Source organism: Methylophilus rhizosphaerae (assembly GCF_900100975.1).
In the GTDB taxonomy this organism is placed as follows: domain Bacteria; phylum Pseudomonadota; class Gammaproteobacteria; order Burkholderiales; family Methylophilaceae; genus Methylophilus; species Methylophilus rhizosphaerae.
Window position 1 is genome coordinate 362,724 of record NZ_FNFX01000004.1, and the last position, 25,524, is coordinate 388,247.

Consider the following 25,524-nt stretch of genomic DNA (forward strand, 5'->3'; position numbering starts at 1 on the left):
GTCTTGACCCTATGATGAGATGACCTGACTATACCACTATGCCCGCAATCAGCCGCCGTTTCCTGGCGCTGAAGTCCTGAAATTATACAAATTGTTGTATTTATTCAATATTCTGGATTTGCTCGCGCATTTGTTCAATCAGCACCTTGAGCTGCATGGAGACACGGGTGGTTTCTATGGCCACTGATTTTGAGCCTAGTGTATTGGCTTCGCGGTTCATTTCCTGCATCAGGAAATCCAGCTTCTTGCCGACGGCACCGCCTGCGGCCAGGATACGGTCCATCTCGGTGATATGTGAATTCAGGCGCGCCAGTTCTTCGTCCACATCAATGCGCTGGGCATACAGCACCATTTCCTGGCGTACGCGGTCGTCCTCTGCTTGCAGGGCTTCACGCAGTTTGGCCGTGAGTTTGTCCTGGTACTGCTGTATCAATTGCGGTAACAGCGGTTTCACGATGCTGATTTGCTCGCGCACGCCTTGCAGGCGGTCGAGTAACACTTGCTTGAGTTTTTCGCCTTCGCGCTGACGGGCGGCAATCAGTTCGTCAATCGCGTGTACCAAACCGCTTTGCACGCTTTGCGCCAGGGCATCGCCATCCACCGCTTCGGTTTGCAGGACGCCAGGCAGCTTGAAAATATCGACCAGGTTGACCGGTTGCGCCTGCGGAAAATGCTGTTGCAGGTCTTTCAGGGTTTGCGCAATCTGCGTCACCATGGCCGGGTTAAGCGCCAGCGTAGAGGTGATGGTATCGCTTTTCAGGCTCAGCCTGCACTCCACCTTGCCGCGGCCCAGCCGGCGTTGCAGCAGTTCACGCACCTGCGGTTCGAACTGGCGTAGGCTGTCCTCGATTTTAACGTTCAACTCCAGGTAGCGATGGTTGACCGCGCGCAGCTCTATCAGTAGCAGGCCTGCCGGAAAACGGCTTTCACTGGCGGCAAAGCCGGTCATGCTGAAGATAGGGTGGTGGTCTGTGTTTGGTTTGGCAGTCATGGGTATCGTCACTTTGTGGGAGTTACTTGGGCTTCAAGTCGTGCGGGGATTGTATCAAATGCAGTATTGATATGCGAAAATGCGGTCACAAATAAACACGGCCCAGCTTGTGTTGCCCTTAATAAAGCCATGATCCAGTACGTTATAGGTTAAGTGAAACTCGCCCATAAAATCGATATTGCCTTACCGGTAGGCACCGTGTTGCAGGATTACACCATCACCCGCGTGTTAAGCCTGGGCGGCTTCAGCTTCGTCTACCTGGCGCAGGATAAACAGAAAAATACCGTTGCCATCAAGGAATACATGCCGGTATCGCTGGCCGAGCGCGATGGACAGACACATATCCGCTCCAACGGCAAAAACGAAGCCGCCTACAAACATGGCATGAAATGCTTTTTTGAAGAAGGGCTGGCGCTGGCCAATATCGAGCACAAGAATATCGTGCGCGTCAAAAACTTCTTCCGTGCCAATAACACCGTGTACATGGTGATGAAGTATGAGCGTGGGAAATCGCTGCAGGATTACATCATGGCCTTGTCGCAACCGGTGCCGGAAAATTTCCTGATCCGCATGTTTGTCGAACTGCTCAACGGCTTGCGCGAAGTGCATACGCGCAAGTTGCTGCACCTGGATATCAAGCCGGCCAATATCTATATCCGCCTGGATGGCTCACCGGTATTGCTGGATTTCGGTTCTGCGCGCGAAGCGCTTTCCGAAGTGACACTGGCGCCGACCTATACGCCGGGATTTGCGCCACCAGAGCAATATATAGACCGCCAGCACCTGGGGCCCTGGAGTGATATCTACAGCATAGGTGCCAGTATGTACGCCTGCCTGCAACGGTCATCGCCGCTCGCTGCCAATCTGCGCCTGAAGGACGATACGCTGGTATCGGCGGTGACGCTGGGTAAACAGGTATATTCAGACAAGCTGCTGGCGATTATCGACGAATGCATGCAACTGGATTACCTGTCGCGTCCGCAAAGCGTGTTTTCCCTGCAGAAAAAAATGATAGAAGTACGTATCAGCGATGATCCACGCAGTTCACTGGTCGATAAAATCATTAAAGTGCTGACCAAACCCTTATGAGTGTTTCACTACCATTAGATTTTCCATACCATGAAATTTTCCATTGCGCAGGGTAGCCGCCAGGGGCCGCGTCCCTATAACCAGGACCGGCTGGCGTATTCCTATCACCGGCATGCGATCCTGATGGTGCTGGCCGATGGTATGGGCGGCCACCAGCATGGCGATATCGCTGCGGAAGTTGCAGTAAAAACCATGGTGGAAGCTTTTCAGCGCGAGTCCCAACCCTCGATTCTCCATCCACTGGAGTTTTTGCGTGAACAGATTGTCCAGGTGCACACAGTGATTGAACACGTGCGCGCCCGCAAGAAACTGGTGGAATCGCCACGCACCACCATTGTCGTGGCCTTGATCCAGGGCAATAAACTGTTCTGCGCCCATGTCGGGGATTCGCGCCTGTACCTTTACCGTAACGGCCTGAAAGAATTCCAGACCCAGGATCATTCGGTGGTGCAGTCACTGTTGCGCGAGGGTAGAATTACCGAAACGCAAATGGAACACCACCCGCACCGCAACAAAATTTATAATTGCCTGGGTGGCGACAAGCCGCCCAAAGTGGACCTGGCAGACCCTATCCTGCTGAAAGAAGGCGATGTGATGCTGCTATGCTCGGATGGGGTCTGGAACAAGGTACCGGAGATCGCCATGGCGCAACATATGCTGGCGGCCAATATCCAGGATAGCATCACGCGTGTACTCGACGATGCCGATGCTGCCAGTGCGACCGTCGGCGATAATATGAGTGCAATTGCCATGCAGTGGGGCGAGCGTGTCACGGCACCATTGACCGTATCAACGCTGGATTTACCCACCGAGATGACCACCACCATCATGAACCAGCCACATGGGCTGGACTTGACCGATGATGAAATTGAAAAAGCGATTGCCGAAATACAGGAAGCCCTGCGCAGAAGCAAAGAACATGTTAAAAAACAGGAATGACAAGTATGAATAGACCTAGCCAGCGCGCCAACGACCAGTTGCGCAAGATTGAAATGATCCGCCACTACACCAAGCATGCCGAAGGCTCGGTGCTAGTGAAATTTGGTGACACGCATGTGATCTGCACTGCCAGTGTGGAAGAAAAAGTACCAGGTTTTCTCAAAGGCAAAGGCCAGGGCTGGGTCACGGCGGAATATGGCATGTTGCCGCGCTCCACTGGTTCACGCATGGACCGTGAAGCCGCCAGAGGCAAGCAAACCGGACGTACACAGGAAATTCAAAGACTGATTGGCCGCAGCCTGCGTGCCGTGATCGACCTGCAAAAACTGGGTGAACGCACCATCCATTTTGACTGTGACGTGATCCAGGCCGATGGCGGCACCCGTACGGCCAGCATCACCGGTGCCTATGTGGCCATGGTCGATGCCGTCGCGACTTTGCTGCAAAAAGGCTTGCTGGCCGAAACGCCGATCAAGGATTCAGTCGGCGCCATTTCGGTGGGTGTTTACCAGGGTGTGCCGGTGCTGGATCTGGATTACATCGAAGACTCCGATTGCGATACCGACATGAACGTCGTGATGACCGGCAACGGCGGATTTGTGGAGATTCAGGGCACCGCTGAAGGCGAGCCATTTGCACGTGAGACCATGAACCAGATGCTGGACCTGGCAGCCAAAGGCATCAGTGAAATTTCCATTATCCAACAACAGGCATTGGCAGCTTAACCATGGCATTGCCATTCAATAAACTGGTCATTGCCTCCGGCAATAAAGGCAAAATACGCGAAATCGCACATGTGCTGGCACCCTTGAATATCGAGATCGTGTCGCAATCTGAGTTCAATGTGCCGGAATGCCCGGAGCCTTACGGTACCTTTATTGAAAACGCGTTAGCCAAGGCGCGGCATGCCAGTGAGCACACCGGTTTGCCGGCACTGGCGGATGATTCCGGTTTATGCGTCAATGCCTTGCAAGGTGCACCGGGTGTGATTTCTGCGCGCTATGCCGGGCCGCAACCATCTGGTAGTTTGCTGACGCAGGATGAACGCAACAACGATAAATTACTCACAGTCATGTCACGCGAAAGTGACCGTCGTGCGTATTTTTACAGTGTGCTGGTGCTGGTGCGGTCACCAAACGACCCGCAACCGATTATTGCCGATGGCCTATGGCACGGTGAAATTTTGCGCGAGTTCCGCGGGTCTGAAGGGTTTGGCTATGATCCATTATTTATGGACCTGGAAACCCGCAAAACAGTCGCTGAATTACCGCTGGAAACCAAAAGCAAAATGAGCCATCGCGGCCAGGCGCTGGTAAAATTGCTGCAGGCTTTGGAAAAGAGCTAGTGAAAACTGAGCAAGTAAGTGAAAGACTAAGTAATGACAAATGAGTGGCCAAAATGGGTGCGTGACGATGGTTCGGTGGTTTCCTGCACCGAAAAGGTCAAAGTCATGTCCGAAAATTTTGATGAGCTCAAACAAATCGCGCAGGATGCACTGGAAGATGGCCTGCTGATGGAAGTCAGCGAAGAGCAAATGCGCAAAGCCTTGTATGCGCTAGTCGATAGCCTGGTGAATCCCTACCAAAAACCCTAGATTATTGTGCAATTTGGTTAAATTATGTTAATTTAAGGCATGGCCATCCTTTCACCCCAGCACATTCTGCAAGATGTATTTGGGTATTCCCAGTTCCGCCACCAGCAACAAGCGATTGTTGAGCATGTGATTGCGGGGCACGATGCGCTGGTGCTGATGCCCACGGGCGGCGGAAAATCGCTGTGTTACCAGGTCCCGGCGCTGGCGCGTGAGGGGTTGGCGATTGTTGTCTCGCCTTTGATCGCCCTCATGCAAAATCAGGTTGAAGCCCTGCAACAACTGGGTATCAACGCCGCTTTCTTGAATTCCAGCCTCAGCACAGAAGACAGTCATCGCATTACCCGCCAAGTCGTTACCGGTGAAATCAAACTGCTTTATGTCGCCCCCGAGCGTCTCATGGCCAGCAGCTTTTTAAGCCTGCTTGATGAAGTCCACCAGCATGTCGGCCTCGCCCTGTTTGCCATCGACGAAGCGCATTGCGTGTCGCAATGGGGCCACGATTTCCGACCAGAATACCGCCAGCTCACCGTATTGCACGAGCGCTTTCCACAAGTACCGCGCATTGCACTGACGGCCACCGCTGATGCACCTACGCGCGCCGAGATCATCAGCCAACTCAAGCTCGAAAATGCTGCCCAGTTTGTCTCCAGCTTTGACCGCCCGAATATCCGCTACCACGTCGGCATTAAAAATAATGCCCGCCAACAATTGCAGGCATTTCTGGAGCGTGAACACCCAGACGATGCCGGTATTATTTATTGCCTGTCACGCAGAAAAGTTGAAGAGACCGCTGCCTGGCTGGTTGAAAAAGGCTGGCCGGCCTTGCCTTACCATGCCGGTTTATCCGCCCAGTTGCGCGAGCATCACCAGCGGCGCTTTTTGCGCGAAGAAGGCATCATCATGGTGGCGACCATCGCGTTCGGCATGGGCATCGATAAACCCAACGTCCGCTTTGTCGCGCATCTGGACCTGCCAAAAAGCATGGAAGGCTACTATCAGGAAACCGGCCGTGCAGGTCGCGATGGCCTGCCAGCCAACGCGTGGATGGTCTACGGCATGGGCGATGTCGTCTCCATGCGGCAAATGCTCGATAGCGGTGAAGCCTCCGAAGAACGCAAACGGCTGGAGCGTTTAAAACTGGATGCCTTGCTTGGTTACTGCGAATCCACCGCCTGCCGCCACCAGAGTATTCTGCGCTACTTTGGCGAAAGCCATCCCGGCGCCTGCGAACAATGCGATAACTGCCTGCACCCGGTCGAAACCTGGCAAGCCACCCAAGTCGCACAAATGGCACTTTCCTGTGTTTACCGCACCGGGCAAAGATTTGGTGTCGGCCATTTAATTGATGTGCTGATGGGTAAAGTCACGCCACAAGTCGAGCGTTTTGGTCATGAAAAAGTCAGCACCTTCGGCATAGGTAAAACCCTCAATCAAACCCAATGGAGCGGTGTCTATCGCCAGTTGATCGCAGCAGGACTACTGGAAGCAGATATGGCTGCTTACGGCGGTTTGAAATTGACTGAAGCTGCCAGGCCAGTGCTTAAAGGCGAGCAGGAGGTCTGGTTACGCCGCGATGCTGAACCCGAAAAACGCATGAGCAAGGCTGAACGTAGCGCACGTGCCAAAGAAGCGTTTGCAGGAGCGAATGATGATCCGCTGTGGCAAGCACTTAAAGCGAAGCGGCTTGAACTGGCAAGGGAGCAGGGCGTGCCTCCGTATGTGATTTTCCATGATAGTACATTGCTGGAAATCCATAATCGCAAACCACAAAGCCTAACTGAAATGGGGCAGATTAGCGGGATAGGGCAGGCAAAATTGCAAAAATATGGAGATGCCTTTTTGCAAGTGATTGAAGAAATGACTTAAAACAATTTTGTATTTCGGATTGCTTGACACACAGAAGGGATCGTCTTAATGTATATACATGGATAAACATGTATCGGAGGCAAGTCATGGAATTACAAATCGCAAAATGGGGTAACAGTCTTGCAGTCCGCTTACCTTCCAGTATCGCCAAACAAATGCAAATTCAGGATGGCGACAGTGTAGAAGTCAGCTTAAACCCACAAGGTGAACTGGTGCTTGCCCCCAAAAAACCTTTTGATAAAGCCGAGTTTATGCAGGATTTACTGGCTTTACAAAAAACGCTGCCAGAGACAAGTTCAGTGATTGATATCATGCGTAATCAAGAACGTTATTAACCATGTGCTATGTAGATACCAGCGTTATCGTTGCCATGCTCACGCACGAGCCAAAGTCCTTAGCTTGTATTGATTGGTTTAAAAATCAAAAGCAGCCACCGCAAAGCAGTGATTGGTTAATCACAGAATTTAATAGCGCCATTTCCCTCAAGCTGCGCACTGGGCAGTTACAGACAGATCAAGCCTTGGCCATTTTGCAAACATTCGAAACCCTGATTAATGGCGGCATCAAACTTTTACCGATCAATCGGGAAATTTACAGCCAGGCCGGGGCATTGATTTGTAGCAATCCTAATCTGCGCGCAGGTGATGCATTGCACATCAGTGTGGCATTAGGTGCTGGAATAAAAGAGTTTGTGACTTTGGATAATAATCAGGCAAAAGCCGCTCAAGCAATAGGCTTTAATTGTGAGGTAATTTGATTTTGTAATGCTCACCCATTAGCTTCTCGTATGAGGCCGAATCAAAAGGTTTCTAAGTGACAACGAAAAATATTCTTCAAGGAGTTAGAGCTTTCAGTCCGCTTTTACATGCTTATGAAGCAGGACACTCTATTGAGGAAATAAAAGCAAGCATCATCGGCATTCTGGAACCAGAGTTCCAGAATGTGACTATGCTTGATAGATATGGAATTGACTTATTAGCTGTTGAGGCTGTAAACGTAGCAAAGATTCGTAATTCTGATTGGGCATCAAGATTGTTTGATGAGTGTCTACAAATTCGTCGGAAATACTTCACTATTGATGAAGATGGGTGTGCGAGAGTTTATGCTGCCTGGGAAGAATCTATTGGTACAGCTCTTTCTCTTTATTGGAACAATGCTCGATTTGAACACCACAAAGCTGACTTGCCACTTGATGAGTTTGCATTCGAAATTTTCCGCAATATGGGTGCTTTAATTGAAGGAACACTTCAGGTGTATCTCAAAGAGCTTCTCCATTTTATTCATAAATTACAGAATGATATTCAGACGTTCTCAGATATTAATTCATTAAGCCTCGGCACAATTGTTAGTCGAATAGGAGAAAAGTCAGGCCTGGCTCCCTATCTAACATTGCCGCCTTGGAATGTACCCATTAATCAATGGAGAAATATAGCTCAACACTATTCAATGAGTACTAATAAGGACTTGATCAACTGTAGATACGGAACAAAAAATCAATACAGTATTTCTCTAACGCGATCTGAGTTACTTGAAGTAGCACGATCTCTTTTTCTGATATTTTCCTCTATTAGAACTGCACACACGGTCTTTGCATTAGACTATGCTGATAGGTTGGTGTCCCACTGTAAAGGATTTGAGCGGAAGAAATCCGACTTACAATTTCAGTTTGTAGTTGGTGTTGCTTCTCAAGGTTTTGAAGTAATCGATTTAGAAGTTTCTGATGAATGTGCTAAAGCAGTGCTCGCGGATGTGACCACTCAAGATCCTCATGCAAGATCAATTCATGCATCACAGTTTGTTTACTCACTGTGGGATGCCACATATTCAAAAAAATTGATTATTGATTACAAGGCAAAATCTGGAGGCATCGCATTGCGTACAACTGCAAAAGCGGAAGACTGTGAGAAAATATCCAATGGTGAAGAGGAATTTTCTTATCTAGCAAAAGTAGTTTCGTTTGAATTGGATCCCCCGATAGAAAAAGTTGTTAAAGAGTAACAATTTGAGTTTTGATTAACTTCTTCCTATAGGAGAGGCTTCAAAGTCGGCCAAACATTCTCCAATATCTTCTTCTGTGCGTTCACATTCGGGTGCAGCCCATCCTCCAGCACCAGATCACTGTGACCACTGACACCATCCAGAAAAAACGGGATAAATGGCGTTTTGTATTTCTCTGACAAATCCAAGTAAACCGCTTTAAATCCATTGGTGTATTTCGGGCCATAATTCGGTGGAATAAACATGCCTAGCAAAACCACCTGTGCATTGATTTGCTTGCTGGCCTGAATCATTTTTTCGAGGTTGTTTTTCATCGCATCCAGCGGTAAGCCGCGCAGGCCGTCATTGGCGCCTAGTTCTATCACGACGATACTGGGTTTAAACTGCTTGAGTGCCGCAGGTAATCTGCTGAATCCGCCGGCGGTGGTTTCACCGCTGACGCTGGCGTTGGCAACTTCGTAGGGCAATTGGTTGTCTTTCACACGTTGCGCGACGAGATTCACCCAGCCTTGCTCTTTAGGGATGCCATAGGCGGCGGATAAGCTATCTCCAAATACCAGTATCGTTGGTTTGGATGTGGCTTCTGCTGCGACTAAGTTGCTAAATAATAAACCAGGTAACACGATCAATATCTTTAGAAATCGGAACATCATTAATGCAAAGCCCTTATGCTGTTGAAGCGCTGTCTCTAAGTAAATCCGTTGTCAGTAATCATACAACAATCCCCATTTTGGCCGATTTGAATCTTGCCGTACCCAATGGCGAGCGGCTGGCGATTATCGGTAGCTCGGGTTCCGGTAAATCGACCTTGCTGGGGTTGCTGGCAGGTTTGGACACTGTCAGTAGCGGAAAAGTCCTGATCGCCGGTAAAGATATTGGCCAGATGGATGAAGACGGCCGTGCAGCGGTGCGTGCCCAGCATATGGGCTTTGTGTTTCAATCATTTCAGTTGCTGGGCTCGCTGACTGCTTTGGAGAATGTAATGCTGCCTATGCAGCTGGCAGGCCAGCGTAATGCGCAGGCGATTGCAATCGCGGCATTGGAAAGTGTAGGCCTGGCGTCGCGTGCCACGCACTATCCAAAACATTTGTCTGGCGGCGAGCAGCAGCGGGTCGCGATCGCCAGGGCATTTGCCGCCAAGCCTTCGATTTTGTTTGCCGATGAGCCGACCGGTAACCTGGATGTCGCGACTGGCGAAGCGATCATTAAGTTGCTGTTTGATTTAAACACACAGAGCGGGACTACGCTGGTGCTGGTCACGCATGATATGAACCTGGCGCGGCGTTGCCAGCGGGTGCTTAATTTGCAGAACGGCCAGTTGAAGGAAATTGTGCTCAACGAACGCACCGTGACCGATAGCTCGGGAGTGCATTAATGCTGGCGTTATCCATTGCCTGGCGTCAGTGCCGCAGCCTGTGGTCATCGGGTGAAATACGTGTATTGCTGTTTGCCTTGATTTTGGCGGTTACGGCGACCACCTCAGTCAGTTTTTTCACTGACCGTATCAAATCCAGTATGCAAACCCAGGGCAATGTGCTGCTGGGGGCGGATCTGGTGGTGAACTCGGACCATGCCATACCGGCAGCCTACAAGGCAGAAGCACAACAACGCCAATACCAGACCTCGCAGGCGCTGGAGTTTTCCAGCATGGTGCTGAAAGGCGACAGTAGCGAGCTGGCTGAAATCAAAGCGGTGGAAGCAGGTTTTCCGCTGCGTGGCCATTTAACCATTAGCAAGCGGGCAGCCACCGCGAAAGGTGAATTAACTTCAGCAGAAATTCCCGCCAGTGGAACAGTTTGGATAGAGCCGCGACTGGCGCAAAAACTCGCATTGAAGATAGGCGATGAAGTCAGCGTAGGTGAAAGCCAGTTCAAGATAGCGGCATTTTTGCTGCAAGAGCCTTCCCGGGGCGGCGATATGTTCAGTATCGCGCCGCGTCTGCTGATGAATGGTGCTGATGTCGAAGCCACCGGTTTGGTGCAGTTTGGCAGCCGGGTGAAATACCAGTTACTGGTTGCTGCCAATAGTGAAGGTACAGAGGTTAACCAGGCGATGGAAGACTACGCCGAATGGCTGAAGCCGCAACTAGCGCGAGGTGAACGCGTAGATGATATCCGCAGCGCCCGCCCGGAAATGCGCAATGCGCTGAACAAAGCGCAACAATTCCTCGGCATTGCCTCTATGGTCGGCGTGATCCTGGCGATGGTGGCGATGTTGCTGGCGAGTATCCCCTATGTGCAGAAAAGCCTGGATGCGTATGCCTTGATGCGCTGTTTTGGCGCGACCAAAAAGCTGATCACGCAGATTCTGCTTTATCAGACTTTGCTGCTGGCGTTGGTGGGTAGCGTGATTGGTTGTGTACTGGGCTTTGCCGCGCAATATGGCTTGGCGATTCTAGCTGGGCGTCTGTTTCTGGAAACCCTGCCTGCCCCTGGCTGGATGCCGGTTTTATTGGGCTTAGTCACCGGATTTTCTACCCTGCTCACGGTTGTCTGGCCGCAATTGATGCGCTTACGCGCAGTGCCAGCATTACGCATATTGCGCCAGGACCTGGAAGGCAATGTGCACACCAATGGCATCGTGTTTCTGCCAGCATTACTGGTGTTGGCCGGGCTGGTGTTCTGGCATGCGGGTGATATCAAACTGGCCGGGATTGTATTCGCGGCGCTGGTGGCCTTGGTCGTAGTCGCGGGGTTTCTGGCATACGCCGGCATGCGTCTTGTACAGTCTTTCAGTGTGCAAAATTTTGGTGTGATCAAGCTGGGTTTGATGGGCTTAAGACGCCGCCCGATATTGACCATCGCGCAGGTGGTTGGCTTAAGCATGGGCCTGATGGCAATATTACTGCTGGCGTTTGTGCGTAATGACCTGCTGAAAAACTGGCAAACCTCGTTACCGGCGGATGCGCCTAACCGCTTTGTCATCAATATCCAGGCTGACCAGATACCCGGCATCAATGCATTGTTAACTTCCCATGCTATCCAGCATGCCGATATTTTCCCCATGGTGCGAGCAAGACTGATCTCGGTGAACGGCAAGCCCCTGAATGTTGAGCAGTACAAAGATGACCGCGCCAAGCGGCTGGCCGAGCGGGAATTTAATTTATCGTGGGCAGCGCAAATGCAGGCCGATAATGAATTGGTCGCAGGGCAGTGGTGGAAGGCTGAAGATGCAGGCAAACCGCAATTGTCTTTAGAGCAGGGCCTGGCGGAGACGCTTAATCTAAAACTGGGCGATAAACTGACGTATGACGTGGCCGGCACCCAGCTTGACCTGACCATCACCAGTTTGCGCAAGGTGGAGTGGAACAGCATGCACGTTAACTTCTTCGCGGTGACGCCGCCGAAAGTGCTGGATAACTACGCTGCCAATTACCTCACCAGCTTCCACCTGCCCGCAGGCAAGGAAGAAGCGCTGAACCAGCTGGTCAGGAAATTTCCCAACCTGACCATCATCAATGTTTCCGCGGTGATGGAACAATTACAAAGCCTGCTTAGTAAAATGAGTTATGCGATCGAGTTCGTGTTCGGATTCAGTTTGTTAGCTGGCCTTGCCGTGTTGTATGCCGCACTGATGGCGACCCGCGAAGAGCGTGTGCGGGAGAGCACCTTGATGCGGGTGCTTGGCGCTTCAAGAAAACAGGTCGTTCTCGCCATGCTGGTGGAGTTTTTATGCATAGGCATATTGGCCAGTATCGTCGCGAATATTTTCACCAATGTCGCCGCTTATTATTTGGCAACGCTGGTGCTGGATATGGAATACCAATTCAATGCATGGTTAAGTATGCAGGCCTTGCTGGCAGCGATTGTGCTAGTGCCATTCTCTGCCTGGCTGGTGGCACGCAACCAGTTTAACCAGCCGCCCAGGGCCTTGTTACAAAGCGTTTAAGTCCAGTATCTTGATGGATACAGGTTAAAATGCACGCATGATTCCGATTTACCCTGCCAACAGTTTAAGTGACGCGCCCTTGCAAGGCGACGTCACATTGAGCGGCCTCACCAACCCGCCGCCGCTTTCGCTGTATATTCATATCCCCTGGTGTGTGCGCAAATGCCCGTATTGCGACTTCAACTCCCACGAAGCGCGGCAGGAAATCCCCGAAGCCGCTTATGTCGATGCGCTGATTGCTGACCTTGAACAGGTCACGCCGCTGGTGTGGGGCCGCAAAATCCGCAGCGTGTTTTTTGGTGGCGGCACGCCCAGTATTTTTTCTGCCGAAGCGATTGATAAGATATTGAGTCATGTGCGCATGCTGACGCCGCTGGAATACGGCGCGGAAGTCACTTTGGAAGCCAACCCGGGCACAGTGGATATCGCCAACTTCAAAGGTTACCGTGATGCAGGCGTAAACCGAGTTTCGCTGGGGATCCAGAGTTTTCAGCCGCAATATTTAAAAGCCCTGGGCCGTATCCATGACCGTGAACAGGCGCTGGCCGCCGCCGAGCTGGCGTTGAATACCTTTGATAAGGTGAATCTGGATGTGATGTATGCGTTGCCGGAGCAAAGCCTGGAGGATGCATTGCAGGACGCCGAAACCGCCTGCCAGATCAAACCTGCACATCTGTCGTTCTACCACCTGACGCTGGAACCCAACACGCCGTTCCACCGCACGCCACCCAGTTTGCCGGATGACGATACCAGCGCCACCATGCAGGAAGAAATCGAGAAAATACTTGCTGCGAATGGTTACCAACATTATGAAACGTCAGGCTTTGCGCAGCTTGGCCAGCAATGTCAGCACAACCTGAATTACTGGACGTTTGGCGATTACCTCGGCATTGGGGCCGGTGCGCATTCCAAACTAAGTTTTCACGACAAGATTATCCGCCAGAGCAGGCACAAGCATCCGAAGAGATATCTTGAAGCTGTACCGCAAGGGCAGGTGGTAGATAGCGAATGGCAGATCGGGCGGGAGGATCTGGCGTTTGAATTTATGATGAATGCGTTGCGGTTGGTGGATGGTGTGGAGGCCGGACTGTTTCAGCAAAGGACAGGATTGCCGCTGCGGGCTATTCAGTCGCAGTTGCTCGAAGCGCAGCAAAAAGGATTGTTGAAGCAAGAGGGTGGAGTGATTGCACCGACATTGCAAGGGCAGAGATTTTTGAATACTTTGTTGGAAATGTTTTTACCGGAATAGATTAGCTTGATTGGTATTTAGTTAGGATTCTAATCAGTTCATTTCGCCTTTAGGCGACCATTCTTTCTTATGCTTGTCCATAAGAAAGAATGCAACGAGTGTCTACGACGTTATTGCGTAGAGCGTCGCGCTTCCAAAACACCCCAACCCAAACTCAATACCAGCAACAATACTGCACTCCCCACAATCACCGCCAGCTGCGGTTGTTGGTAGAGCCGTTTCACTGGTGTCCGCGCAATCGCCCGCGCATTGGTCTGATAAGTTTCCACAATATGTGTTTTGACCGCTGTAACCCGCCCCGCCAAATTAGCTACAGAAAAAGAATATCCTTTTAATGATACGGCTTCCGGTAAGTGCAGTGCAGGCAACGTTAATGCTGGGATATGCCAGCCTGAATTTTGCGAGGCTTGTGTGAGTTGCACGCTCATGACCAGCCCTGCCGGTGCGGTAAAAGCCTCGGTGTCGACTTCATCGGCTTTCTTGATTCTGTGTGTGATGGTATGCAGGGTTTGTGCATTGGGCACCGCGATCAGTTGCGCAGATTTTGCCCGCTGGTCTGCGGTCAGCAGGATGCCGCGACTGCGGCTGAGAGTGATGGATTGCTGCACAAAACGTTGTTGTAACACCGGGCTTTGCGGATAGAGTTTGACCGCCAGGCTGTTGACGCTTTCACCAGGTAATAGTGGCCACAGCATGGCTTGTTCGTGCTTGGGATTGGCAATGCCAAACGCGGCATGCACCGGTTGATGAACCAGGCCGGTCATCAAGCTAAGGCAAAGGATTAATCCCGCCATCATCAGCCAATGTGATCTGTGATTCCACTGGAGACGATGCAAGTGTGTCATCAGCGCCCTAACTGTTCCCTGGCTTGGGTGATTGCGCGGCGGACTTGTTCGGGGGCGGTGCCGCCGGTGTGGCTACGGCTGGCGACTGAGCCTTCTAGCGTGAGGACTTCAAATACGTCATCGTTAATCGTTGCGCTAAAAGCCTGCAACTCTGCCAGGCTGAATTCTGCTAGGTCACGGCCGGATTCCACACCCGCTTTCACAGCATGGGCAACGACTTCGTGAGCATCGCGGAACGGCATGCCTTTTTTCACCAGGTAATCGGCCAGGTCAGTCGCGGTAGCAAATCCTTCCAGGGCAGCCTGGCGCATATTGTCAGCTTTCACTGTAATACCGCGCAGCATGTCGGCGTAAATCTGCAAGGTCACCAGTAAGGTATCCGCCACATCAAACAGCGGCTCCTTGTCTTCCTGGTTATCCTTGTTATAGGCAAGAGGCTGGCCTTTCATCAGGGTCAGCAAGCCAATCAGGTGACCATACACGCGGCCGGTTTTGCCGCGCACCAGCTCCGGCACATCCGGGTTTTTCTTTTGCGGCATGATGGAAGAGCCAGTACAAAAACGGTCGGCGATATCAATAAAGCCGAAACGTGGACTCATCCATAAAATCAGCTCTTCTGAGAAACGGGACAAATGCATCATGAGTAATGACGCAGCTGCATTAAATTCAATCGCAAAATCACGGTCTGATACGGCATCAAGTGAGTTCTGGCAGACGCTGTCAAAGCCTAATAATTCGGCCACCAGTTCACGCTTGATCGGGTAGCTGGTGCCAGCTAATGCAGCCGCGCCCAAAGGCAAGCGGTTGATACGTTTGCGTGCATCGGCAAAGCGTTCGGCATCGCGATTCAGCATTTCAAAATAGGCCATCAGGTGATGGCCAAATGTCACTGGCTGTGCAACTTGCAAGTGAGTAAAGCCAGGCATGATGGTGGCCGCATTTGCTTCGGCTAAATCCAGCAATGAGGTTTGCAGGGCGCGGATGCCAGCAATGGTGTCATCGACTACGCTACGCAGCCATAAACGCACATCAGTCGCGACCTGGTCATTACGTGAGCGGCCGGTGTGCAAACGTTTGCCTGCATCGCCGATTTTCTCGGTCAGGCGTCTTTCGATGTTCAGATGCACATCTTCCAGATCCAGTAACCACTCAAACTGCCCGGCTTCAATCTCCGCCAGGATCTCGCCCAGGCCACGTTTGATATCTTCAACATCCTGCGCAGAAATAATGTTTTGCGCACCCAGCATGGTGGCGTGAGCAACTGAGCCTTGAATATCAAATCTGGCCAGGCGCTTGTCAAAATCGACCGAAGCAGTATAGCGTTTGACCAGTTCGGCCACCGGCTCGTTAAAACGGCCAGACCAGGCCTGGTCTTTCTGGTGCAAAGATGACTGTGTATTAGGGTTGGATGTTGTCAAAACAAAATTCTTTCTGCCGGAAATGGCCGCCTGACGCGTGCTTGCGCCTGTGGCACTTAATACTTATGATGCTGGCACGATATTATAAACGAACAACACATTGTGCGTAAAAGCAACCGCATTCCCAATTTCCGCAATCTGGGCATACACTTGCGTGTATTGTTGTGGCATGTTTGCTTGCTGGCCTTGCTGACGATCGTTAACGCGCAACCAGGCTGGAATGCCTGGCAGTGGGGCAGCGACCTGGCGCAACTGGGCGCGCAGTGGTTGCCGCCATTGTTGCTGGTACTGGGGGCACTCACGCTGGTTTATCCCTGGCTGGCACGCTTGCCTTATCGGGCAGGAGGCGCTGCGATTATTTTGCTGGCCCTTGTGATTATGCTAGTGAGTGCTTACGGTTATGATGTGTGGATTGCCCCATTGACCGTCGCACAATACTGGCAGGGAATGTTGTTGTGTCTGGGCGATGTGGTGTTGTGCCTGTATTACCTGGATTTATTACAGCGTGCCTATTCGCCCGCCATTGCCGAAGCACGTTTGCAGGCCTTGCAGGCGCGTATCCGCCCCCACTTTTTATTTAATAGCCTGAACGCGGTGCTGTCACTGATTCGCAGCCAGCCGCAACGCGCCGAAGCAGCGCTGGAGGATATGGCCGAATTGTTCCGGGTGCTGATGGCAGATAACCGCGACCTGGTGCCGTTGTCGCAGGAGCTTGCCTTGTGTCGGCAATACCTGAATATCGAAAAACTGCGGTTGGATGAACGTTTGCACTGTGAGTGGCAACTGGCTGACATCGCTACTGACATCATGATTCCCCCGCTGATTTTGCAGCCTTTGTTGGAGAACGCGGTCTATCACGGCATTGAGCCGCAAGCGCAGGGTGGGGTGATCCATATCGAGATAAAGCCCAGCGGTAACAGTTTGCTGTTGCGCCTCAGCAACCCTTTGCCGCTGCGCAGTGACAAAGCGGGTGGCAATAAAATGGCGTTGAACAATATCCGTGAACGCCTGCGCCTGCATTACGACCTGGAAGCGCAGTTGCGGCAATATGAGGCAGGCCAGCGCTATATTGTCGAAATTACTATCCCGACACGTCCCATGGCCGAGGTGGTGCATGGCTGACCGGCAATTACTGATTGTGGATGATGAACCGTTAGCCCGGCAGCGTTTGCGTGACCTGGTCAGCGATATTGGTGGTTATGCGGTCATGGAAGCGGGTAATGGCATAGAAGCCATAGCTGTATTGCAAAACGTGTCCATTGATATTGCACTGGTGGATATCCGCATGCCCGGCATGGATGGCATTGAATTGGCGCAGCATCTCCGCCGGTTACCGACACCGCCCAGCCTGATTTTCACTACCGCGTATGACCATCACGCCTTGCAGGCGTTTGAGCTTAATGCCATTGATTACCTGTTAAAACCGATACGTGCGGAAAGGTTGTCGGCGGCGCTGGCCAAGGCGCGGCCCTTGCAATGGGTGCAATCGCAAGCCTTGCAACCATTGCAGGCAACGCACCAGCATCTGAGCATACACGAGCGCGGCAAAGTGCTATTGATTCCGCTGGCAGACGTGCTGTATTTCCGCGCCGAACTTAAATATGTGACCGTGCGTATCCGCGAGCAAAGTTACTTGCTGGAAACCTCATTGAACCAGCTGGAGCAGACGTATGCTGACCAGTTTGTACGTGTGCATAGAAATGCACTGGTGGCAAGAAATGCAATTGCAGGCTATGAAAAACAGCGACTGCAAAATCCTGACGAAGCAGGAGAACAGGGTTGGGTGGTGCTGATTAAAGGGATTCCCGATACGCTGGTAGTCAGCCGGCGACATCAACATGTGATCAGGGCCGTATAAAACGGCCCTGAGTGATACGTCACTGCACGCTGTTTAAGGTTTTTTCTTTTGTTCTGCCTGCGCAATGATTTTGGCCGCCCACTCTTTGCCGCCCAGGCCAAAGGCAATCGCCAGGGCCAGGAACACGGCGCCAAAGACAATCACGAACAAGGAATGGATCAGCTGCATGCCAATGCCCAGTTGTTCCAGGCCAATGAAAATCGCCAGAATCTGGATGCAGTATTCCGCAGATGTGCTGATAATCAATGCCTGCTCAAACTTGATACTATGTAACCAGGCAAACACCAGGCGGTTGATGAAGCGTGCGAACAAGGTACCGAAAATCACCACCAGGATGGCGACGATAATATGTGGCAGGTAGCTGGCCAGCTCACGCAGCAACAGGGCAACTTCGGTCATGCCTAGCGAGTTGGCGCAGGTAATCACAAACAGCAGGATCACCAGCCAGTAGATGACCTGGCTGATAATGCCACTGAGCGTGACATTGAAACTGGCGCTGTTCATAAACGCTTCCAGGCCGGAGCGTTTGGCAAATGCATCAAACTGGGTGATTTCCAGCAGGCGCTTGACACCGATACGGACTAATTTTGCCACCATCCAGCCAAAAAATAAAATCACGATCACGGCCAGTAATTTGGGTACAAAATTGACCAGTTCTACCCAGAACTGGTTGAGAGATGAAAGAAAAATATCAATTTGATACTGCATGGGCAGCCCTCCTTTTTAATCATGGATTCCCTTGTTTTTAGCAGTATTCCTGCCGGGATACTTTATTAGGATAACTCAATCCGGCTGATCTGTGGCGTAAAAGGTTGGCGCATGACCAAGCGCAAAACGGGCAGGGGCTGCGGCTAATCCCCTATGTTAAAATGGCGGCATGACTACAGTGACCCCTCCAAAATCCCTGGTGATTGCTTCGCGTGAAAGCGCATTGGCCATGTGGCAAGCCAGGCATATCCAGGCCCGTTTGCAAGCGCTTTACCCGCAATGTGATGTCAGTATTCTAGGCATGACTACGACCGGTGACCAGATCCTCGATTCGCCGCTGTCACGTATAGGCGGCAAGGGCCTGTTTGTGAAGGAACTGGAAAACGCACTGGCAGATGGCCGTGCCGATTTGGCCGTACACAGCATGAAAGATGTACCCATGCATTTGCCGGAGGGGTTTGCACTCGCGGCCACCGGCGAGCGTGAAGACCCGCGTGATGCCTTTGTTTCCAACCACTATACCTGCCTGGAAGAATTGCCGGCGGGCAGCGTCGTGGGCACCTCCAGCCTGCGTCGGCAGAGCCAGATTCAGGCGCGTTTTCCGCAGCTGAAAATTGAATCCCTGCGTGGCAATGTGCAAACCCGGTTGCGCAAACTGGATGAAGGCCAGTATGCGGCCATTATTCTGGCGGCGGCTGGCCTGATCCGGCTGGAACTGGGTGATCGTATCAAAGGCCTGATTGATCCGGCTGACAGTATTCCCGCCGTCGGCCAGGGCGCACTGGGCATAGAAATCAATGCCAATCGCAGCGATTTAATCGCTATCCTGGCGCCGCTGAACCATGTGGATACCCAGTTGTGCGTAGAGGCCGAACGTGGCTTCAGCCGTGCCCTGGCGGGCAGTTGTACCGTGCCATTGGGCGCTTATGCCACCAAACAGGGGAACACCATCAGCATGCAGGGCTTTGTGGCCAGTGTGGATGGCCGGCAGATGCTGAAAGAGTCCGTAACGGGCGATGCCGCCCAGGCTGAAAAACTTGGACAACAGCTGGCGCAGCAACTGGTCGCGCGTGGTGCAGATAAAATCCTGGCCGCGCTGGATGGCGTGAAATGACCTTGCCCCTGGCCGGTGTGCATATTGCGGTCACCCGGCCACCAGCACAAGCGACCAGGCTGAATGCGGCTATCACCGAGGCGGGTGGCTCGGTGATTTCCTTTCCCTTGCTGGAGATTTCGGGTTTGCCTGACCTGGATGCCTTCCACGCCGCCGTCACGCCGCTGGCGCAATTCCAGTGGGTGATTTTTATCAGCAGCAACGCCGTGCAATACGGGATGCCTTTATTGCAGCAGGCTACCATTCCTCCCGCTTTAAAATTTGCGGCCATCGGCCCGACGACTGCCAGTGCATTGCAGGCATATGGCGTGGCTGACGTTTTGACGCCAGAAGACAGATTCGACAGTGAGTCCTTGCTCTCGCTACCGGCGTTCCAGCACATGCAAGGCCAGCGTGTACTGATTGTGCGTGGTGTCGGCGGGCGCGAGCTGATGGCTGAGACGCTGACACAGCGCGGTGCCGAAGTGGTATTTGGCGAGTGCTATCGCCGCATCAACCCGCAGACTACGATTGCGTCACTGGCGCATGAGCATGCACAAAATCGCTTGCAGGGCATTGTGATTACCAGCACGGAAGCCTTGCGCTTTCTGCTTGACCTGGCAGGAAACACTCCTTGGCTCCGCACTGTCCCTTTATTTGTGAACCATGACCGCATTGCCGAACAGGCAGCCGTACATGGCCTGATGGCGTTCAGTGCCGGGCAAGCGGGAGATGGCGCCATGGTGCAATTAATCACCGATTATTTTCAAACCCGCGTATAGTGCAGCAGGCATTGCAGAATGTCATGGTCTATAAGAGAAGAGAGATAAATATTAAGGGATAGCCGCGCATGGTGGTCAGCGTATTAAGAGGATTATGTCGTTTGCTGTTTGGTGTGCGGGTGACGGGCTTGCAGCATATACCGAAAGAAGACCGCTTATTGATTGTCGCCAATCACGAATCCTTTCTTGACGGTTTGTTGCTGGGATTATTCCTGCCCAAACGGGCCACGTTTGTGGTCCATAGCGAGGTGTTGACGCGGCCACTGTTTCGCTGGTTTCTGCGACTGACGCCTTATGTGGCAGTCAATCCGACCAGTCCGCTGGCCATGAAGAAAGTCCTGCAGCGCCTGAATGCGGGTGAAAATGTGGTGATTTTTCCCGAAGGGCGCATTACGTCCACCGGTGCATTGATGAAAGTGTATGACGGGCCGGGTTTTGTGGCGGCCAAAACCGGCGTCAAGATTGTGCCGGTCCGGGTGGAAGGGGCTGCCCAGTCCTATTTCGGGCGGCTATCGGATGCGCGCCCGCGCAAGTTGCTGCCTAATGTTTCACTGACAGTGTTACCGGCCACTGAAATCCGGATAGCCCCTCCTGAGCATACGTCCCTGACCAATAAGCAGCGTCGCCGGATGGCCGGTGAGGCCATGCGCAACATCATGCAGGACATGCTGTTCCAGACGCAGCAAAGCAAGACCCTATTTGAAGCGTTGCTGGATAGCATAGCCAAGTTTGACAGCAGCGCGCCGATCATTGAAGACCTGCACCAGGTAGAAGAAAGCTATCACGACTTGTTGAAGAAAAGCCTGGCACTGGGGCGGCTGGCCTGCAAAATCAGTCAGTCCGGGGAAGCCATCGGCCTGCTGCTGCCAAATATGACGACTACGGTGGCGCTGGTGTTGGGCATGAACGCATTCCAGCGTATTCCTGCCATGCTGAATTACACCGCAGGCACCACGGGTATCCAGAATGCCTGTGTTGCAGCCAATCTGCGCACCGTAATCACGTCGCGCCAGTTCCTGGAAACCGCCAGGCTGCAGGAGGTGGTGGCGCAGTTAAAAAACCTCAACATTCTTTATCTGGAAGACCTGCGTGCCCAGTTCGGCTGGCTGGATCGCGCATGGCTGATGGGATTCGCCTTGCATTATCCACGGGCGGCAATGATGCCTGTACGGGCGGAAGAGACTGCAGTGATCCTGTTCACTTCCGGCTCCGAGGGCAAACCCAAAGGCGTGGTGCATAGCCATAAAAGCATCCTGGCCAATATCCACCAGATCATGGCGATGCTGGATTTTAATCCCACCGATAAATTCATGACCTCGTTGCCGATTTTCCACGCGTTTGGATTTACCGGCACCTTGCTGCCTTTGCTGAACGGTATCCGCGTCATGCTGTTTCCATCCCCCCTGCAATACAAGCTGCTGCCGGAAGCGATTTATGAGAAAACTGCACCGTGTTTTTCTCCACCAATACCTTCCTGGCGAATTATGCGCGTTTTGCCCATCCCTATGATTTTTACAAACTGCGCCTGGTGGTGGCCGGTGCGGAAAAACTGAGTGAGGAGGTGCGCAAGGTCTACCATGAGAAATTTGGCATCCGTATCCTGGAAGGGTATGGCACGACCGAATGTGCGCCGGTGATTTCTGCCAATACGCCTATGGCGAACAAACATGGCACGGTCGGCCAGTTTTTCCCTGGTATTGCCCATAAACTGGAACCGGTGCCTGGCATTGAAAACGGCGGCGTGCTGCATGTCAAAGGGGACAACATCATGCAGGGGTATTATTTGCATGACCAGCCTGGCCAGTTGATTCCGCCGCCTGGCGGCTGGTATGACACCGGCGACGTGGTGGAGGTCGACGAGGAAGGGTTCATTCATATCAAGGGCCGCGTCAAGCGGTTTGCCAAAGTCGCAGGGGAAATGGTGTCGCTGGAAACCGTCGAAGCCATTGCCAATACCGCGGCGCCCGACTATCAGCACGCCGCAACCACGCAGGCCGATGCCAACCGCGGCGAGAGCATCATCCTGTTTACCACCGATGCCGCACTTAAACGCGAGGATTTGCAGATCGTGGCCAGGAACCTGGGTGCGCCAGAGCTGGCGATTGCCAGGAAAATTATTGCAGTGGAAAAGATTCCGCTGCTGGGCACTGGCAAGACAGACTATGTGACACTGAAACAAATGGCGGAGGCAGCATGAATCAATTATTCAAATTACTCAAACAGCCGCGTTTCAGTCCTTTTTTCTGGACGCAGGCCCTGGGCGCGTTTAATGACAATGTATTCAAGACCGCATTGATTACACAGGTGGCATTTAACACCGCCAGCCTGACGACGCTGGATGGCGGCATGCTGGTGACCTTGCTGCCTGGTGTGTTTATCCTGCCGTTTTTCCTGTTTTCAGCCTCTGCCGGGCAACTGGCCGACAAATATGACAAGGCCACGATTATCCGCCTGGTCAAACTGCTGGAAATCGCCATCATGCTGCTGGCCAGTGCCGGCTTTATACTGCATAACCTGGCAATGCTGGCGCTGGCACTGTTCCTGATGGGCATGCATTCCACCCTGTTTGGCCCGGTCAAATACTCTTATCTGCCACAGCATCTGCAGGCCAGCGAACTCACTGCCGGTAACGGGCTGGTGGAAATGGGTACCTTTGTGTCCATTTTGCTGGGGCAGGTGCTGGGCGCGTGGCTGGGCAGCTTGTCGCAACATGCCCTGTTTACCAGCCTGAGTGTGTTGCTGATTGCAGTGTCCGGTTTTCATCTCAGCCGCCGTATTCCGCGCTCGCCTGCGCCCGTACCGGCGCTGACAATTAACTGGAATCCGGTCAGCGAAACGGCCAATAACGTGCGTATTTTCTGGGCACAACCCGTGTTATGGCTGGGCATCGTCGCGATTTCATGGTTCTGGTTTTTCGGGGCGACTTTACTGGCACAGTTTCCCAGCCTGGCCAAAGGCGTGTTGCAAGGCAGCGAGCGTGATTTCATTGCCTTGCTGACTATTTTCTCCATAGGGGTGGGCCTGGGCTCCCTATTGTGCGAGAAACTCTCGCAAGGCCGGCATGAATTGGGGCTGGTGTTGCTGGGCGCTGTCGGCATGTCGTTGTTTACCTTTGATTTTGCCAGCACCAGCGCGGCTATTCATGCGCAATTACAGGCGGATCCTGGCCTAACCTTACGCACATTGGCTGGCTGGGAATACTGGCACATGCTGGCCGATGTGGCATTGCTGGGCATCTGCGGCGGTTTGTATATTGTACCGCTGTATGTGTTGCTGCAAAGCCGTACTGAAACCAATTACCAGTCGCGCGTGATTGCGGCAAATAACATCCTCAACGCCTTGTTTATGGTGTTGTCCGCCGGCTTTTCCTTGCTGTTGTTCAGCGTTGGGTTGAGTATTCCCCAGCTATTCAGCGCCACTGCCGCTGTCAACCTGCTGGTGGCTGGCTATCTCTGTATTCGCCAGCCGGAATACTGGTTCAGCAGTGTGGCGTATCTCAAACGCTGTTTCGGGGCTGCCTAGCGTGCGCTGGGCGGGCTGGTTATTGCTGGCTTGCTCGCCGGTGGTGCTGGCGGCGCAACCCGCTGAGCCGGCAAACACCTCACTGGGCTTATATGACGCCGGCCAGTTCCGGCCGGTAACCGCTGATTGCCAGGCCTGCCTGCTGTTGCCGCAGGCGCGCTGGTATTTTAAAGGCGAAACCTTTGCCATCCCCGACGCTGGCCAGCCTGTCACGCTGTATGCCGCAGACAAGCGTGGCGCGGACGATGTTGCGGCTTTGGACCCGCAGGCCTTACCCGGCCTGGTCTGGACCGGCACTACCCGGCAATGGGAAAATGTACGCTTGCTTGCTGACGGCAAGCAGCTGCAATGGCCGGATGGCACAACAACACCGTTTGCCATTGTGCCGAAAATCCCCACCAATTTGTCGTACTGGAACCAGGATACGCAAGCTTTTTACAGCCAGCGCCCGTTGAGCATCCGTGGGGAGCAGGTGGGGCAACAGATCGTTGCACGCAGCCTCTGGCCGCAAGATTTCAAGTTAAATCTGCAAGCGCCCCTTGAACCTTTGCAGGCGCATGAATCATTGCAACAGTTGGTGCAGTTTGAACATGGCGGCGCGCGCAGCGCTTATGCCAGCCGCCTGTTGTGGCAAAAAACGCCGGCTGTCGCGTCACAACTGGCAGGCAAAGCCGTGCTGGGCATATTGCTTAACGGCGCGCAAGGTGACGATGATGAAGCGCACGGCGGTCATTTTGCGCTGGTGACCGGGGTGATGAATGCAGCGGGCGACTACGGCAACTGGCTGGTGAATAATTATTACAACCTGGCCACACACAGCGAAAAAGGCATTATTTCCGCCGTGACGCCCATGGATAAATATATGGCGGATCTCAACAGCGGACAGGCATTTTACCGGCCTTCCTACCTGCTGGTGGCAGTGTTTTCCCAGCCTGCGATCCCGGCGCATGTCCAGGCGCTCAGCAACCGCGTGCAGCAGCATTTCTACCGCAATGACCTGGTGTACGACCTGGCGCGTAATAACTGCACCGGCATCAGCATGGATGTCTTGCGCCACCTTGGCTGGCAAGTCCCGGCGCGCGGGGCAGAAAGCCTGCTCAAAGCCAGCGCCTTTTACTGGTATGCGGCTATCAGTGAGCATAGCCTGCAGCAGGGCCGCGCCATGTATGATTACCTCAGTACCGAAATGACCCGCCTGTTTCCTGCCGTAGCGTTTGATGCCATCGGTAACGACTTGCTGCATATTGCCCGTACCGCTGACCGCAAAACCTTAACTTCAACCGCCATGCAGGCAATGCCGCAACAACTGGAAGCCATTTATTTTGTGCGTATCCCGCAGATTCCTTCCAGCCGTGCTAACGGGCTGGCACCGGTCTACAGTTTCGCGCAATACCTGCAACAGGCACCGGCGGACAGAAGCCAGTGGAAAATCATTCCGGTCACTCCCAATCCTTTACCTGCACACCTGAAAGATGGCCTGGCGCTCACACCGGAAAAACCTGCCTTGGTGCCTGTGCCCGCCATGCTGCTTTTAATCGGTGCCATGGGGATGGCGGGTTTCTTGCCGTGTGTTGTTTACCGGCGCTGGTGTGCATGGCGTAAAACCAGAATAAAACCCTGACCGCGGTTCGCGGCGATGCATGACAGCATGCGACAGCTGCTTCCTACAGCAAAATAAGCGTGT

At 52.8% G+C, this 25,524-nt stretch carries 23 protein-coding genes and 1 pseudogene; 19 read left to right on the forward strand and 5 right to left on the reverse strand.

Going from position 1 to position 25,524, the window contains the following annotated elements:
• Window positions 1–100 precede the first annotated feature (100 nt).
• Window positions 101–991 carry a YicC/YloC family endoribonuclease gene (locus tag BLP53_RS11210; RefSeq protein WP_091472247.1) on the reverse strand — a complete coding sequence of 297 codons (891 nt, stop codon included), beginning with the start codon at window positions 989–991 and terminating at the stop codon, window positions 101–103.
• A 153-nt stretch (window positions 992–1,144) separates the two neighbouring features.
• Between BLP53_RS11210 and BLP53_RS11215 the strand changes: the two genes are divergently transcribed.
• The 9 genes from BLP53_RS11215 (at window position 1,145) to BLP53_RS11255 (ending at window position 8,477) form a co-directional block, all read left to right on the forward strand.
• A complete protein-coding gene (locus BLP53_RS11215) occupies window positions 1,145–2,080 on the forward strand; it encodes a serine/threonine protein kinase (protein ID WP_091472248.1) in 936 nt (311 codons plus the stop codon).
• Window positions 2,081–2,110: 30 nt separating this feature from the next.
• Window positions 2,111–3,019, forward strand: a complete 909-nt coding sequence (locus BLP53_RS11220) for a PP2C family protein-serine/threonine phosphatase (protein WP_091472249.1) — start codon at window positions 2,111–2,113, stop codon at window positions 3,017–3,019.
• 5 nt (window positions 3,020–3,024) lie between these two features.
• Window positions 3,025–3,744 carry a ribonuclease PH gene (gene rph / locus BLP53_RS11225; RefSeq protein WP_091472250.1) on the forward strand — a complete coding sequence of 240 codons (720 nt, stop codon included), beginning with the start codon at window positions 3,025–3,027 and terminating at the stop codon, window positions 3,742–3,744.
• Window positions 3,745–3,746: 2 nt separating this feature from the next.
• A complete protein-coding gene (rdgB, locus tag BLP53_RS11230) occupies window positions 3,747–4,364 on the forward strand; it encodes an RdgB/HAM1 family non-canonical purine NTP pyrophosphatase (RefSeq protein WP_091472251.1) in 618 nt (205 codons plus the stop codon).
• Window positions 4,365–4,397: 33 nt separating this feature from the next.
• Window positions 4,398–4,613 (forward strand): hypothetical protein, encoded by a 216-nt coding sequence (locus tag BLP53_RS11235; RefSeq protein WP_091472252.1) that lies wholly within the window; start codon window positions 4,398–4,400, stop codon window positions 4,611–4,613.
• Between the two features lie 39 nt (window positions 4,614–4,652).
• Entirely contained in the window at window positions 4,653–6,479 is a 1,827-nt protein-coding gene (gene recQ / locus BLP53_RS11240; RefSeq protein ID WP_091472253.1) for a DNA helicase RecQ, read from the forward strand.
• 86 nt (window positions 6,480–6,565) lie between these two features.
• The gene (locus tag BLP53_RS11245) at window positions 6,566–6,814 is read left to right on the forward strand and encodes an AbrB/MazE/SpoVT family DNA-binding domain-containing protein (RefSeq protein WP_176755279.1); all 249 of its coding nucleotides are present in this window, start codon (window positions 6,566–6,568) and stop codon (window positions 6,812–6,814) included.
• A gap of 2 nt (window positions 6,815–6,816) precedes the next feature.
• Window positions 6,817–7,236 carry a type II toxin-antitoxin system VapC family toxin gene (locus tag BLP53_RS11250; protein ID WP_091472255.1) on the forward strand — a complete coding sequence of 140 codons (420 nt, stop codon included), beginning with the start codon at window positions 6,817–6,819 and terminating at the stop codon, window positions 7,234–7,236.
• A 56-nt stretch (window positions 7,237–7,292) separates the two neighbouring features.
• On the forward strand, window positions 7,293–8,477 hold the full coding sequence (locus BLP53_RS11255; protein ID WP_091472256.1) for a hypothetical protein: 1,185 nt from the start codon (window positions 7,293–7,295) through the stop codon (window positions 8,475–8,477).
• Window positions 8,478–8,503: 26 nt separating this feature from the next.
• Here the strand turns inward: BLP53_RS11255 and BLP53_RS11260 are convergent, their stop codons facing one another.
• Window positions 8,504–9,100 (reverse strand): arylesterase, encoded by a 597-nt coding sequence (locus BLP53_RS11260; protein WP_245652814.1) that lies wholly within the window; start codon window positions 9,098–9,100, stop codon window positions 8,504–8,506.
• Window positions 9,101–9,132: 32 nt separating this feature from the next.
• Here BLP53_RS11260 and BLP53_RS11265 point away from each other — a divergent pair, with 32 nt between their 5' ends.
• The 3 genes from BLP53_RS11265 to hemW are packed head-to-tail and all read left to right on the forward strand — an operon-like array spanning window position 9,133 to window position 13,614.
• On the forward strand, window positions 9,133–9,852 hold the full coding sequence (locus BLP53_RS11265; protein WP_091472257.1) for an ABC transporter ATP-binding protein: 720 nt from the start codon (window positions 9,133–9,135) through the stop codon (window positions 9,850–9,852).
• Window positions 9,852–12,365, forward strand: coding sequence for an ABC transporter permease (locus tag BLP53_RS11270; protein ID WP_091472258.1), 2,514 nt, complete (start codon window positions 9,852–9,854; stop codon window positions 12,363–12,365). Before BLP53_RS11265 ends, BLP53_RS11270 begins: the two co-directional genes overlap by 1 nt.
• Before the next feature lie 37 nt (window positions 12,366–12,402).
• Entirely contained in the window at window positions 12,403–13,614 is a 1,212-nt protein-coding gene (gene hemW / locus BLP53_RS11275; RefSeq protein ID WP_091472259.1) for a radical SAM family heme chaperone HemW, read from the forward strand.
• A gap of 110 nt (window positions 13,615–13,724) precedes the next feature.
• On the opposite strand, the gene BLP53_RS11280 is transcribed toward hemW, so the two are convergent.
• On the reverse strand, window positions 13,725–14,378 hold the full coding sequence (locus BLP53_RS11280; RefSeq protein ID WP_091472260.1) for a hypothetical protein: 654 nt from the start codon (window positions 14,376–14,378) through the stop codon (window positions 13,725–13,727).
• 80 nt (window positions 14,379–14,458) lie between these two features.
• Entirely contained in the window at window positions 14,459–15,877 is a 1,419-nt protein-coding gene (gene argH, locus BLP53_RS11285; RefSeq protein WP_091472261.1) for an argininosuccinate lyase, read from the reverse strand.
• Between the two features lie 102 nt (window positions 15,878–15,979).
• On the opposite strand from argH, the gene BLP53_RS11290 reads away from it, so the two are divergent.
• Window positions 15,980–16,999: a sensor histidine kinase gene (locus BLP53_RS11290; RefSeq protein ID WP_091472262.1), complete on the forward strand. Its 1,020-nt coding sequence runs from the start codon at window positions 15,980–15,982 to the stop codon at window positions 16,997–16,999.
• Window positions 16,992–17,735, forward strand: coding sequence for a LytR/AlgR family response regulator transcription factor (locus BLP53_RS11295; protein ID WP_091472263.1), 744 nt, complete (start codon window positions 16,992–16,994; stop codon window positions 17,733–17,735). Before BLP53_RS11290 ends, BLP53_RS11295 begins: the two co-directional genes overlap by 8 nt.
• Window positions 17,736–17,768: 33 nt before the next feature.
• Here BLP53_RS11295 and BLP53_RS11300 read toward each other — a convergent pair whose 3' ends face one another.
• Complete coding sequence (locus BLP53_RS11300) at window positions 17,769–18,443, reverse strand: mechanosensitive ion channel family protein (protein ID WP_091472264.1); 675 nt, start codon at window positions 18,441–18,443, stop codon at window positions 17,769–17,771.
• A 169-nt stretch (window positions 18,444–18,612) separates the two neighbouring features.
• On the opposite strand from BLP53_RS11300, the gene hemC reads away from it, so the two are divergent.
• From hemC to BLP53_RS11325, 5 genes and pseudogenes are all read left to right on the forward strand, one after another.
• Window positions 18,613–19,557: a hydroxymethylbilane synthase gene (hemC, locus tag BLP53_RS11305; RefSeq protein WP_091472265.1), complete on the forward strand. Its 945-nt coding sequence runs from the start codon at window positions 18,613–18,615 to the stop codon at window positions 19,555–19,557.
• Window positions 19,554–20,318 (forward strand): uroporphyrinogen-III synthase, encoded by a 765-nt coding sequence (locus tag BLP53_RS11310; protein WP_091472266.1) that lies wholly within the window; start codon window positions 19,554–19,556, stop codon window positions 20,316–20,318. Before hemC ends, BLP53_RS11310 begins: the two co-directional genes overlap by 4 nt.
• Before the next feature lie 68 nt (window positions 20,319–20,386).
• A pseudogene (aas, locus tag BLP53_RS11315) lies at window positions 20,387–22,515 on the forward strand (bifunctional acyl-ACP--phospholipid O-acyltransferase/long-chain-fatty-acid--ACP ligase).
• Window positions 22,512–23,840 (forward strand): MFS transporter, encoded by a 1,329-nt coding sequence (locus BLP53_RS11320; RefSeq protein WP_091472267.1) that lies wholly within the window; start codon window positions 22,512–22,514, stop codon window positions 23,838–23,840. The pseudogene aas and the gene BLP53_RS11320 overlap by 4 nt, the downstream one beginning before the upstream one ends.
• Window positions 23,803–25,461, forward strand: a complete 1,659-nt coding sequence (locus BLP53_RS11325) for a hypothetical protein (RefSeq protein ID WP_143001373.1) — start codon at window positions 23,803–23,805, stop codon at window positions 25,459–25,461. The genes BLP53_RS11320 and BLP53_RS11325 overlap by 38 nt, the downstream gene beginning before the upstream one ends.
• The last annotated feature ends 63 nt before the right edge of the window (window positions 25,462–25,524 follow it).